This window comes from Blautia sp. HCP3S3_B11 (assembly GCF_052064435.1).
Classification (GTDB): domain Bacteria; phylum Bacillota; class Clostridia; order Lachnospirales; family Lachnospiraceae; genus Blautia_A.
Map to the genome: position 1 here is coordinate 50,835 of NZ_JBQHVP010000012.1, position 13,402 is coordinate 64,236.

Below are 13,402 nucleotides of genomic sequence, written 5' to 3' on the forward strand. Positions count from 1 at the left end.
AGCGGATATGATAGTGGAGGATTTATACAATGAAAGAATTCGAATTAAAATATGGCTGTAACCCGAATCAGAAACCTGCAAAAATTTATATGGCAGACGGATCAGAGCTTCCGGTAAAGATCCTTTCCGGAAGACCAGGATATATCAATTTTCTGGACGCTTTTAACGGCTGGCAGCTGGTATCAAACCTGAAAAAAGCTACAGGGCTTCCTGCTGCAACATCTTTTAAACATGTATCTCCTGCCGGTGCTGCTGTAGGACTTCCTCTTACAGAGACTTTGGCAAAGATTTACTGGGTAAATGATATGGACTGGAAGAATTTTTCACCATTAGCATGCGCTTATGCAAGAGCACGCGGTGCTGACAGAATGTCTTCTTTTGGTGATTTTATTTCTCTTTCTGATGTGTGCGATAAAGATACAGCACTTCTGATCAAGAGAGAAGTATCTGATGGTGTTATTGCACCTGGATACACAGAGGAAGCGCTGGAGATTCTGAAGCAGAAGAAAAAAGGAAACTACAATGTGATCCAGATCGATGAGAACTTTGTACCGGCTCCGCTGGAACACAAAGAAGTATTTGGTGTAACTTTCGAACAGGGCCGTCAGGAACTTGAAATCGATGATGAAATGCTCTCCAATATTGTGACAGAGAATAAAGAGCTTACAGAGGAAGCAAAACGTGATATGAAGATTTCTCTGATCATTCTGAAATATACACAGTCTAACTCTGTATGTTTCGTAAAAGATGGACAGGCTATCGGTGTTGGTGCAGGCCAGCAGTCCCGTGTACACTGTACAAGACTTGCAGGACAGAAAGCTGACAACTGGTTCCTTCGTCAGTGTCCGAAGGTGCTGAATCTGCCATTTAAAGATACAATTTCCCGTGCAGAGCGTGACAATGCCATTGATGTTTATATCGGGGATGAATATATGGATGTACTTGCCGACGGTATGTGGGAGAAAACTTTCACAGAGAAACCTGAAGTATTTACAAAGGAAGAGAAACGTGCATGGCTGGATCAGATGACAGATGTTACACTGGGATCTGATGCGTTCTTCCCATTCAGTGATAATATTGAACGTGCGCATAAGAGTGGTGTGAAGTATATTGCTGAGCCGGGCGGATCTGTGCGTGATGATGCTGTGATCGAGACTTGCAATAAATATGGAATGGTGATGAGCTTTACTGGTATCAGATTGTTCCATCACTAAGGTGCTAGTGTGCCGACAAGTTGATTCTTGAAACAATCTTGCAGGATAAATTTTCTTATCATTATATGTTTTTGCCCGCGGTTTCGGAGCCTAAGAAAAACTAAGCGCCAGGAAATCTGCTAAAAACATGTAAAAAAATTTCAAACTCGCCGCAAATGCGGCTCAGACAGTGAAATTTTTTTACATAACGCAGATTTTCTGGCGCTAACTTTTTCTAAGACTCCTGCAAATGCGGGCAAAACCATATAATGTATAGTTATGGAAAGTCTTATAGAAGGGAATGAAAAAAGCATCAGCTTTAGCTGATGCTCTGAGAGCGATAGACGGGGCTCGAACCCGCGGTCTCGACCTTGGCAAGGTCGCGCGTTACCAACTACGCCACTATCGCATTTGTCTGATTGTTTCGGTGAGGTGTTTACCTCAGCGACAAAATATATAATACTATAGAATGCGAGGTTTGTCAAATGGTTTTTTGAAAAAACTATAAGAAATTTATAAGAAAATTTAAATTTTCAAATTCTGAACATTTCGTGAAGTATGGGGTTGGTAAATTGCAAAACGAGAGGGGCTGTGCTATGATTAATGGATGCAAAGAAACTATTCAGTATGCTGCTGTGAAGGTATTCAACAGTCATATGCAAAGCAATAAAGGAGATGAATTTTGTTTATGAAGAAAAGACTGATGTTACTGGCTCTTTGTTCTGCACTTATGGCCCCGACTACAGTATCTGCAGATATTTTGGATTATGAAGGAACTATCAATGCATATAAGCAGGATAATAAGACAGCGCAGACTTTTGAAGTGGACAATGGAAATGGTAAGAAAGTGATAGCTGTTGCCAAGTCGGATACTGTTTCCATATCTGTGAAATATACATATATAAGATCTAATCCGGGCAAGGATGCCAGGAAATTAAAGAAGGTATATCTTGGGATAAAGGTAGAGCGTGTTGCTGTGTGTGATAATGGATGGAGTAAGGTGGCCTATGAGTGCAAAGGTAAAAACGGTACTCAAAAGATCAGTGGATATGTGAGAACTAAGAATATCAATGACAGTGATCAGGTTAAGGCTGCAGAGGGAACGTTTACTGCATTGAAGGACAGTAACATTCTGGATTATCCGGGACGAAAAGATGGAGAAGTGGTAGGTGAGGTTATTCAGGAGGATGAAGTTGACCGTATAGCTACTGTGAATGATATCTGGAGTCAGATTTCTTATAAGAATGATAATGGAAAGAAGATGATAGGTTATATTCCAACCAGTGTTCTGGAAAATGTGACAGATAGTAAAGATGATGAGAAAGAAACGAAAATCGCAGAGGTGGATGGTCAGGAAGCAGGGGTGATTCATAAAAGTGAAGGAAAGGGAGTATTTGCTGATGCTGTGGAGGGAGTAACTGCTTCTAAGGGAGAGGCTGTTAATGGCGTTCAGGTAGGAACTCCTATTGCAGTGTCTTCTGATGCAACACTGAAACCTCTTGGAACTTTTAAGATCACACATTATTGTCCGTGCAGTATCTGCTGTGGTCCCTGGGCAAATGGTGTTACATCCACAGGTGTGACGGCCACAACGAATCGTACGATCGCTGTGGATCCTACGCAGATTCCCTATGGATCCAAAGTTGTGATAAATGGACAGGTTTATGTGGCTGAGGACTGTGGCGGTGCGATCAAACATAATTGTATTGATATCTATGTTGCCACCCATCAGGAGGGGGAAGATAAAGGCGTGTACTATACAGATGTATATCTGCTTGAGTAAAAATTTTGAAGAATATTTTGGGGCAAAATAGTAAAAATCCGGCAAAACCAGAAAGTGATTAAATCATTTCGGAAGTTTTGCCGGATTTTTGAATTTGATTTTTAAGCGTTTTTTAATGCCTGTTTGATGTCTGCAATGATGTCTTCAACATTTTCGATGCCAACAGAGAGACGGATCATTCCAGGTGATACGCCGGCTTCTGCAAGCTGTTCATCGTTCATCTGGCGGTGAGTATGGCTTGCGGGATGAAGGATCATAGTCTTGGATGCTGCTACGTGAGTCGCGATGGTAGCAAGCTTTAAGCTGTCCATAAAGCGGACTGCAGCTTCTCTGCCGCCTGTCAGTTCAAAGGAGATAACGCCGCAGGTTCTGCCTTCGTTCATGTATTTCTGAGCAAGAGGATAATATTTATCACCTGGTAGTCCTGCATAGTTTACGTGAGATACTTTCTCATGGGCATTCAGGAATTCTGCGATCTTCTGTGCATTATAGCAGTGACGTTCTACACGCAGAGGAAGAGTTTCCAGTCCAAGGTTTAACAGGAAACAGTTTGTAGGAGACGGGATGGAGCCAAGGTCACGCATCAGCTGAGAGGTTGCCTTTGTGATATAAGCCTTCTTTCCAAACTGTTTAGTATAAATAACACCGTGATAAGATTCGTCCGGTTCAGTCAGACCATGATATTTATGTCCACAGGCATCCCAGTCAAAGTTGCCGCTGTCAACGATAGCTCCGCCAACCTGCACAGCATGTCCGTCCATATATTTGGTTGTGGAATGGGTAACGATATCAGCTCCCCACTCAAAAGGACGGCAGTTTACAGGAGTAGCGAAGGTGTTGTCTACAATAAGCGGAACTTCATGTTCGTGAGCAACCTTTGCGAATTTTTCAATATCCAGAATTACCAGAGCCGGGTTTGCGATGGTTTCTGCGAAGAGTACCTTTGTATTCGGACGGAATGCAGCAGCGATTTCTTCAGGGCTTGCATCTGTGTCAACGAAGGTGCAGTCAATCCCCAGTTTCTTGAAGGTAACAGCCAGGAGATTGAAGGTTCCTCCATAAATTGTGGATGCTGCTACAACATGGTCACCAGCTTCGCAGATATTGAACACCGCATAAAAGTTGGCTGCCTGTCCGGAAGAAGTAAGAATTGCGGCAACACCGCCCTCTAAATCTGCAATTTTTGCTGCTACAGCATCATTTGTGGGGTTCTGCAGACGGGTATAGAAGTATCCTTCTGCCTTAAGATCGAAGAGCTGTCCCATTTCATCAGTAGTATCATATTTATAAGTGGTACTCTGATAAATCGGGAGTGCGCATGGTTCACCCTTAGACGGAGTGTAACCGGAATGGAGACATTTAGTCTCGACTTTAAAGTCACTCATGAGTTTAGTTCCTTTCTTATGTGAAATATTGCTTCAATAAAATATTGTATTAATATTGGGAAAATTGTGATGATATTGATACAAAATTTCATGATAGTCTTAGAGCATGTTTGAAAAATCATTCCCACAAATTGTGACGCACATCTTGCGGAAAGCATTTTTCAAACATACTCTGGAAAAATTATACTGCTGAAAGTGAGAGAAGACAATATTAAAAAATGAAATAAAAAAATGCTCAGGCTTTTTCTAACCAGCCGTGAGCAAAAAAAGAAAATAAAAAATGCCCAGAGCCGGAATCGAACCAGCGACACGAGGATTTTCAGTCCTCTGCTCTACCAACTGAGCTATCTGGGCATTTGGTCTGTGAACTGTTGTGTATCACAGACCCTATAATAGCATATTGATTGTTTGAATGCAAGTAATTTTTATGATTTTTGCGAAAAAAGAGAAAGCTATAACAAAAATTTATTTTATCTTGCCATAAGGTAGATTTCTTCCATATCTCTCATATTGAGCTGTTTAAAGACTCCAATGGTGCGTGTGTCCTTAAAACTGCATTTGAATGCAAGATCATGAATTTGCTGATCTGTGAGATCCAGACCCAGTTCATGTAAACTGGTGGGCATTTCTACAGACCGGAAAAAATTTTCCATTGTTTCAATTCCTGCAAGGGCTGTTTCTTTATAATCAGTTCCACATGGAATGTCAAATACATTGGTGGCAAACTGAGCAAAACGTTCAGGGTTCACCTCGTAGACGTATCGTGCCCAGCTTCCCCAGATAGCTGCCAGACCTGCTCCGTGAGTTACATTGTAGACACCTCCCAGTTCATGTTCAAGTTGGTGGCATGCCCAGTCACCACCACCTGTACCGCATCCGGTCAGACCGTTGTGGGAAAGGCTTCCTGCCCACATAATTTCTGCCCTGGCGCTGTAATTGTCTGGTTCTTTCATAAGAATACGGGCATTGTAAATGACTGTCTGCATCAGAGCTTCGCTGATACTGTCTGTAATCTCCATAGTTTCAATATTTACAAAATATCGCTCCATGGTGTGCATGAGGATATCTACACATCCGCTTTCTGTCTGATACTGTGGGAGTGTGTAGGTGAGACGTGGATTTAAGATGGCAAATTTCGGCCTGCAGTAATCTGTCTTTGCACATCCACGTTTTTCTTTTGTTTCTTCATTTGTGATAACACTGGAACTGCTCATTTCACTTCCGGAAGCCGCAATTGTAAGGATGACACCAATGGGCAGACAGCCGGTTGGAACAGCTTTTTTCAGACAGAAATCCCAGACATCATTGTTCGGATTGGCAACGCCATAGCCGATGGCTTTGGAAGAGTCAATAACACTTCCTCCTCCTACAGCAAGGATAAAGTCTACATGTTCTTTTTGGCATAATTCGATTCCCTCGCGGACTTTGGAAAGAAGTGGATTAGGAATGACACCACCCAGGGTGATGTATTCAAGACCTTCTTCTTTCAGATTAGAAGTGATCTCATCAATCAGTCCGGAACGGACAGCACTCTGACCTCCATAATGGATCAGAACTTTTTTTGCTCCATACTTCTTCAGCAGGGAACCTGCCTGAAGGTGGGTATCTTTGCCAAAGAGAACCTGTGTTGGTGTATAATATTCAAAATTTCTCATAATATGTAAACGACCTCCTATAGATTGAAAGGTTAACTGAATCAGGTAAGTCCTCTGCTTTAATTGTAAAATGTAATGAGCAGTAGGTGGGACTTCCTTTTTATATTAAAGCAAATAATGGAAAAATAGTCAAAAAATAATAAAAAAATTAAAATTTGAAAGTAATTTTTGCTGGTTCTCAGAAGACATTTTTGGAAAGATTCCAGTACAGATATCTATAATTTTCTGCACACAGAAAACGGAAAGACAGAAATTTATAGATTTTGGACAGAATATTTTATGGGCATTATGTGAATGGAATGCTATGATAAATACACTTGAATATACAAAGTGAATAAAAAAGGAGGAAATAAGAAATGAAGAAAAGAATGTACAAGATTATGGCACTTGCCATGACAGCAGCTATGGTGGTACCTATGGCAGCACAGACAACTGCATTTGCAGCTGACGACAAAGAAATTACTTACTGGAACATCGCGGTAGAGAGCCCGGACAAAGATATTGTTACCGCAGCAGTAGATAAGTTCAACAAAGAAACAGAGTCAGGCTACACAGTAAATCAGGTATCCATCCAGAACGATACATACAAAGAAAAACTTGTTATCGCTATGAGCTCTGGTGAATGCCCTGATATGTACTCAAGCTGGTCAGGTGGCCCAATGTACGAATACATTGATTCCGGATTTGCTCAGCCGATCGATGATCTTCTTGATCAGTCTGATATCAAAGATAAACTTCTGGATGCAGCTATCGAGCAGGGAAGCTACAACGGACATGTATATGCAATCCCATATCTGAACGTATCACTGGCTGGTATCTTCTACAATAAAGAGATGTTTGAACAGTACGGACTGGAAGAGCCGAAAACATTAGCAGATCTGGAGAACATCTGTGCAACATTAAAAGAGAACGGAATCACACCATTTGCACTTGCTAACGGATCTAAATGGACAGGTTCCATGTACTTTATGTCTCTGGCAGCTCGTTATGGCGGACTGGAACCATTCCAGAATGCAGTTGCAGGAACAGGCAAATTTACAGATGACTGCTTCATCAAAGCAGGTGAGAAGATTCAGGAGTGGGTTAACAACGGATACTTCCCGGATGGTGTAAACTCCTTAAGCGAGGATGACGGACAGGCTAAGCAGTTAATGTATCAGGAAACAGCAGGTATGCTGCTCTGCGGATCATGGTATACAGGAACATTCCAGTCTGACAGCGAAGAATTCTACCAGAAGATCGGCTGGTTCCCATTCCCTGCAATCGACGAATCTGACGCTGACTCTACAATCCAGATTGGTACTGTAGGTGACCAGTTCATTTCCTTCAATTGCGAAGGTGACAAACTTGCAGCAGCATTCGAGTGTGCAGCAGACCACTTATCAGACGAAGTTGCTGATATCACATACTCCAACAACAAGATTGTTCCTGTAAAAGATGCAGGCGACCACATCACAGACCCTGTTGTAAAAGAAATCTTTGATGCAGCTGAAAACGCATCCTCTATCCAGCTGTGGTATGACCAGTATCTGCCAACATCTGTTGCATCCGCACATCTTGATGGCTTACAGGAAGTATTCGGTCTGACAAAGACTCCACAGGAAGCACAGGAAGAAATGCAGGCAGCTATGGATGAATATTTAAGCACTAAATCTGATTCCAGTGCAGCTGATGACACAGAAGAAGCAGCAGATGACGCAGCAGTAGAGGAAGATGCTGAATAATCTTTTAAGGTAAAGCAGGCATTCATTCTGACCTGAGTAAGGTGAGAAAAGAAGGGTCTGCACATGTTAAAAGTGCAGACCCCTTCTTAATATGATAGAAAATTATGTCGCTGAAGCGACCCGTCACAGGAGGGAAATCCTGTAAGCAGGATTTTTTTTGGGAAAAATATGTGAGCACACAGAGCGTGCTTGAAAAATCATTTCAATGTCAAACTACATATCAGACAGCATGTCAGAAAATATATAAAAACCATCTCAGAAATATATCTCTAACATATTCCGAAAGCATTTGTCAAACATACTCTGGCACACGTTAGGTCAGATGATCAAATATCAGAAAGTATTAAAAAGGAGGCACTAAAATGAATGAAAAAGGGATATCTCTGGCTCAGTTAAGACAGAGAAAAACACGTCAGACAGCAGCACTTTTTCTGGCACCTGTTATCATTTTATTAGTAGTATTTATCGCGTATCCGATTATTGATACATTTATTACAAGCGGATACCAGTGGAATGGTATTTCCGCAGACAAGAAGATGGTAGGACTTGCAAACTGGGCAAAACTGATTAAAGATACAAAATTCTGGACAGCATTTAAGAACAACGTTATTATCATGATCTTATCTATCATTATCCAGATTCCGTTAGGACTTGCAATGGCAACATTCCTTGACTTTGGCGGTAAGAAACTTACAATTTTCAAGGTTATCTGGTTTATTCCAATGCTTATGTCTTCTGTTGCAATTGGTTTCCTTTTCACATATGCACTTGCAACAAACGGAGGTATTGTCAGCACAATTTCCGGATGGTTCGGAGGGGGAAATATTGACCTTCTTGGTAATCCGAAAGTAGCATTGATCACAGTTATTCTTATCATTGCATGGCAGTTTACACCATTCTACATGGTTTACTTTATGGCTGGTTATACAAACATCCCATATGATGTATTTGAAGCAGCAAGAATCGATGGTGCTACAAGAGGACAGTATTTCTGGAAAATTGCGCTTCCACTTCTGGTTCCGTCAATTAAGAGTGCAGCTATCCTTTCAATGGTTGGATCTCTGAAATACTTCGATCTGATCTATGTTATGACAGGTGGCGGTCCTGGTACTGCTACAGAGCTGATGGCAACCTATATGTACAAAGAATCATTCAAGAACTTTAACATGGGTTATGGCTCAGCCATTGCAGGAGGTATGTTTATTCTGATTACAATGGTATCTATGATTACTATGAAACTTATAAACGGAAAACAGGAGGATTAAGGGATGGACAGCTATAAGAAAAGTAGAAGAAAAAGCATCATAGCCTGGGTCATTGCTTTTGTTCTTGCTATCGGTGCAGCAATTGTATCATTTACACCTTTTATATTCATGGTGCTGAACTCATTCAAAGAGAAATTTGAGATGCTTACCAAGGGTGTATTCCAGCTTCCTGATCAACTGAACTGGTCTAACTACACTGAGGTACTCACAGGCGGATTTGCAAACTATTTCAAGAACAGTGTAATTGTTCTGGCAATCTCCCTGCTCCTGTTACTGTTTATTTCAGCATGTGCTTCTTACCCTCTGGCAAGATTTAAATTCAAAATGGCACAGCCGATCTACGCGATCATCGTAGCATGTATGTCAATCCCTGTACATATTACATTGATCCCTGTATTCAAAATGTCAAAGTCAACAGGACTTTATGATACAATCTGGTCACTGATCGGACCGTACATCGCATTCGCGGTTCCGATTTCTGTATTTATCCTGACCAGCTTTATGAAAGAGATTCCGAGAGAAATTGAAGAGTCCGCTGAAATTGATGGATGTGGAAAAATTCAGATGTTCTTCTCCATGATCCTGCCACTTTCCAAACCTGGGATGGCAACACTGGCAATCTACAATGGTGTAAATATGTGGAATGAGTTCTCATTCGCAAATACACTGACACAGTCCGCACAGAATCGTACACTGCCACTGGCAATCTGGGAATTCCAGGGACAGTACTCCATGAACACACCAATGATCATGGCAGTTCTTACATTAACACTTTTACCAATGGTTATCATGTTTATTGTCTTCCAGGATAAACTGGTAAAAGGTATGACAGCAGGTGCTGTAAAGGGTTGATTCTTTCCGCAGAATCTGTTGTGTCCATTTACCGTTGAACATGGTATGATATTAAGGGGGCAAAATTTTTGCCCCCTAATCGTGTACACGAGTATATGTGAAATTATATGACAGACGAGGAAAGACGACATGAACAAATGGAAAACGAAATTCGGCCGTTGGAAATTTGATAAAAAAATACTTTTGCTTGTAACCGCCAGTATTCTTATTGTAACACTGACGGTTGCAGGTGTTTCCCTGACTTTTTCGCTGGCATCGATGAAAGAGCAGTCGATAGAACTTCTACAGATGCAGAACAATACAGTCGCAGAATCTTTTCAGGGATCCATGGATTCATATAAAGAAATCGTATTGGGTACGATTATGGATGATTCTGTACAGAATTACTGCAGGCAGGTGCAGAGAAATGCGCTGAAAACAGCAGATATTAATGCAGTTTACAGTAAGCTTGAGAATCTGAATAATATGTATGAGAGTCTGAACTTTGCTGCTATTGTCAGTTCGGATTATGAGAGTTACTACTATAGGGGAAAAGGTTCTTTGTCAGTAACACAGTTTGAAGAAGTGTATCCTCAGGCATATGATAAAAGTAAATATGCGCAGAAAGGAACTCTGAAAGTTTCCTATAATAATGATTATTATAAAGGGAACAGATACACACTGAGCCTGTATTATCCGCTATATGATACCAGAAAAGTATCTGATGCCCAAGGTCTTCTGTGTATGAATTTCGATGACCCGGCAGTACAGAGGATGCTGGCTGTGGGAAATTCTTCAGCGGAAACAAGAGTGGTTGACACAGGCGGAATGGTTCTGCTTTCGAAGGATAAAGAGGAGACAGGCCGTTATGTAAATTACATAGATGAGATGGAAAATGGGATACAGATATTTACAAAGAATGGAAATATGTATGTATGTCAGAAAATAAAAAACTGGAACTATTATGTGGTTAGTTCGATTTCATCGTATAAACTGATGGAATCCGGATTCCGTACAATCGTTGTTGTGATCATTGTTCTGATCATAGTGCTGATCACTGTAAGCATTATTATAAGAATTTTGGTCAAGAAGATGTATCAGCCCCTTGATAAGGTAGTATCCAAGATGGATCATGTTGCAACAGGATCCCTGAGAACACGAATTAATGTGGATAATATGGGAGAAGATTTTACCAAATTGGCGGTCGGCTTTAATTCCATGATGGACGAGATCGAAGTACTGATGGAACAGGTAAAACTGGAACAGCATCAGCTGGAGCAGATTCGTTTTAATGCCCTTCAGTCGCAGATCCAGCCGCATTTCCTGTATAATACACTGGAATGTATCCACTGGCAGGCGATTGCTGAAGGAAATAAAGAAATTTCCACAATGGTAAAAGCACTTGCGAAGTATTACAGGATCTGTCTCAGCAAGGGACACGATGTGATACCAATCAGAGAAGAGATAGAACACATCAGAAATTATATGATCATCCAGAACATGAGATACGACAATATTATCGGAAGTGAGATCGTCGTGGAATCTCGGGTGGAAGAAAGCCTGATACCGAAGCTGACCCTGCAGCCTTTGGTAGAGAATTCCATTTACCATGGAATGAAAGTAAAAGAGGGAAAAAAAGGTACGCTTTATCTTACCGCATATAAAGATGGGGATGAAGTTGTGATCAAAGTATCAGATACCGGTACAGGAATGAGTCAGGAACAGATAGATGAAATGAATGAACAGCTCTCCAGATATGAGGATTCCTTCGGATATGGAGTGCGGAATGTAAACAAGAGGATTGAACTTCTTTTTGGTGAAGGATATGGGCTTCATTATCAGAAGAATGATTCGGGTGGGGTAACTGTCGTAATCCATCTGCCATATCAGACAGAAATCAAAAAGAACACAGCGGGAGGCGAGTGGACGTGTGTATAGAGTACTGATAGTTGATGACGAAAAAATGATACGCATGGGTATGAAAAATGCCATAGACTGGAAGAAACTGGGAATTGACGATGTCTTTACTGTTGCGTCAGGAAACGAGGCTTTGAAGATTCTCAAAGAAGAAGGCCCTGAAATTATGGTTACAGATATCCAGATGACAGAAATGACGGGTCTGGAACTGATCAAAGCGGCCAGAGAATTAGTACCTGAACTGCGTGTAATCGTACTTACAGGTTTTGATAATTTTGAGTATGCAAGAGAGAGTCTGCGGCTTCAGGTGCAGGACTTTTTCCTGAAACCGATTGATGAAGATGACCTTTTCGAGGCAATAGAAAAGCAGATAAATGAACTGAAAAAACAGGAGAATGAAGAAAGACATCAGGCCAGAATGTGGAGGTCTCAGGGATCTGTAGTTCAGATGAGGCTGGAGCAGTGCATGAGAAATTTGGTTCATGCGAAGGCAGATAACGAGATGCAGTTATACATTCTGCAGAATGATTTCCAGTTTGATGTTAAGCAGAAAATGAGCCTGATCCTTCTGGAACAGGGTATGTATACAGATCAGCAGAACGATGAAAAATTTCGTGCAATGTCTGTTAAAAATGTCTGCATGAGCATGGTGGATTCCCAAAACAGAGGAATCACATTTATAGATGATGACGGTACGATTGCGATTGTCTGTTTTGAAAAGGATGATGACGATAGCGTTCTGGAACAGATTGAAGAATTGTCGGATGTGCTGAAGGATGAATTTGAATATAAACCAAAGATTACGGTTGGAAGTGCTGTGCAAGGATTTGAAAATCTGGCAATTTCCTACAATGATGCCAGATATCTTCTGGAACATGAAAAAAAGAATATTCAGGACATTATACAGACGATGGGGGCTCAGAACAAGAAGAAAATCTTCTGGGAAATCTATGTAGAACTGCGAAATATCATGATTTCTAACATAGGAACTCCAGATTATATACTAAAGGCATTTAATACCTTTACTAAGGCAACAGAATCCTATAATCTTTCTCCTTCTGCTGTGCGCAGATGTTGTTTCGAGATTGCCTCCGCTCTGATTTTTTCCTACATGGAAGAATCGTGTGAGGTGGAAGAAGGAAAGTTGGATGCACTCTCCAAGAGTCTGTTATCAGCAGGAAAAGAAGAGGCCTGTGAGATTACGAGAATGTTTATTGAGCAGCTCATTGAAAATGATGAAGAGGACGTACATTATACCATTTCCAATGCCAGACACTATATAGATGAGCATCTTGCAGAGGATATTTCGGTTTCCAGCATTGCGGAAAGCCTCTATATCACACCGAATTATTTCTCCAGATTATTTAAGAGGATTACAGGTGAAGGATGTAACGAATACATTGTCAGAAAGAGGATTGAGAAGGCGAAGAGCCTTCTGGAAACTACCAGCATCAGGACTGGAAAGATTGCTATGATGGTAGGATACAGAGATACGAATTATTTCTCACTGGCATTTAAGAAACATACAGGAAAATCTCCGACGAAATACAGAGAAGAAATGCAGAATACATAATGCAGGAGTAGCGGGCTGTGCTGAGGCTTTGTTAATACCTGCTGAATAATTATCAAATTATATAAACAGGAGGATC

10 protein-coding genes and 2 tRNA genes are annotated in these 13,402 nt (G+C 41.1%); 8 read left to right on the forward strand and 4 right to left on the reverse strand.

What is annotated here, in order from left to right:
* Positions 1-29 precede the first annotated feature (29 nt).
* Entirely contained in the window at positions 30-1,214 is a 1,185-nt protein-coding gene (locus ACTNC0_RS10860) for a phosphoribosylaminoimidazolecarboxamide formyltransferase (RefSeq protein WP_441087372.1), read from the forward strand.
* Between the two features lie 315 nt (positions 1,215-1,529).
* Here the strand turns inward: ACTNC0_RS10860 and ACTNC0_RS10865 are convergent.
* A tRNA-Gly gene (locus tag ACTNC0_RS10865) sits at positions 1,530-1,602 on the reverse strand.
* Positions 1,603-1,881: 279 nt separating this feature from the next.
* On the opposite strand from ACTNC0_RS10865, the gene ACTNC0_RS10870 reads away from it, so the two are divergent.
* Entirely contained in the window at positions 1,882-2,976 is a 1,095-nt protein-coding gene (locus tag ACTNC0_RS10870) for a 3D domain-containing protein (RefSeq protein ID WP_441087373.1), read from the forward strand.
* A gap of 101 nt (positions 2,977-3,077) precedes the next feature.
* Here ACTNC0_RS10870 and ACTNC0_RS10875 read toward each other — a convergent pair whose 3' ends face one another.
* Positions 3,078-4,361, reverse strand: coding sequence for an O-acetylhomoserine aminocarboxypropyltransferase/cysteine synthase family protein (locus ACTNC0_RS10875; RefSeq protein WP_441087374.1), 1,284 nt, complete (start codon positions 4,359-4,361; stop codon positions 3,078-3,080).
* Between the two features lie 120 nt (positions 4,362-4,481).
* On the opposite strand from ACTNC0_RS10875, the gene ACTNC0_RS10880 reads away from it, so the two are divergent.
* Positions 4,482-4,583 carry a DUF6783 domain-containing protein gene (locus ACTNC0_RS10880; protein ID WP_349826277.1) on the forward strand — a complete coding sequence of 34 codons (102 nt, stop codon included), beginning with the start codon at positions 4,482-4,484 and terminating at the stop codon, positions 4,581-4,583.
* 59 nt (positions 4,584-4,642) lie between these two features.
* Here ACTNC0_RS10880 and ACTNC0_RS10885 read toward each other — a convergent pair.
* Positions 4,643-4,715: transfer RNA gene (locus tag ACTNC0_RS10885), tRNA-Phe, on the reverse strand.
* A gap of 116 nt (positions 4,716-4,831) precedes the next feature.
* Positions 4,832-6,016 carry an iron-containing alcohol dehydrogenase gene (locus tag ACTNC0_RS10890; RefSeq protein WP_441087375.1) on the reverse strand — a complete coding sequence of 395 codons (1,185 nt, stop codon included), beginning with the start codon at positions 6,014-6,016 and terminating at the stop codon, positions 4,832-4,834.
* Between the two features lie 356 nt (positions 6,017-6,372).
* Here ACTNC0_RS10890 and ACTNC0_RS10895 point away from each other — a divergent pair, with 356 nt between their 5' ends.
* The 5 genes from ACTNC0_RS10895 (at position 6,373) to ACTNC0_RS10915 (ending at position 13,326) form a co-directional block, all read left to right on the forward strand.
* Positions 6,373-7,740 carry an extracellular solute-binding protein gene (locus ACTNC0_RS10895; protein ID WP_441087376.1) on the forward strand — a complete coding sequence of 456 codons (1,368 nt, stop codon included), beginning with the start codon at positions 6,373-6,375 and terminating at the stop codon, positions 7,738-7,740.
* Positions 7,741-8,102: 362 nt separating this feature from the next.
* Complete coding sequence (locus ACTNC0_RS10900) at positions 8,103-9,005, forward strand: carbohydrate ABC transporter permease (RefSeq protein WP_291811366.1); 903 nt, start codon at positions 8,103-8,105, stop codon at positions 9,003-9,005.
* A 3-nt stretch (positions 9,006-9,008) separates the two neighbouring features.
* On the forward strand, positions 9,009-9,857 hold the full coding sequence (locus tag ACTNC0_RS10905; RefSeq protein ID WP_291811368.1) for a carbohydrate ABC transporter permease: 849 nt from the start codon (positions 9,009-9,011) through the stop codon (positions 9,855-9,857).
* Between the two features lie 129 nt (positions 9,858-9,986).
* Positions 9,987-11,774: a sensor histidine kinase gene (locus ACTNC0_RS10910; protein ID WP_300336003.1), complete on the forward strand. Its 1,788-nt coding sequence runs from the start codon at positions 9,987-9,989 to the stop codon at positions 11,772-11,774.
* A complete protein-coding gene (locus tag ACTNC0_RS10915; RefSeq protein WP_441087378.1) occupies positions 11,767-13,326 on the forward strand; it encodes a response regulator in 1,560 nt (519 codons plus the stop codon). The genes ACTNC0_RS10910 and ACTNC0_RS10915 overlap by 8 nt, the downstream gene beginning before the upstream one ends.
* The last annotated feature ends 76 nt before the right edge of the window (positions 13,327-13,402 follow it).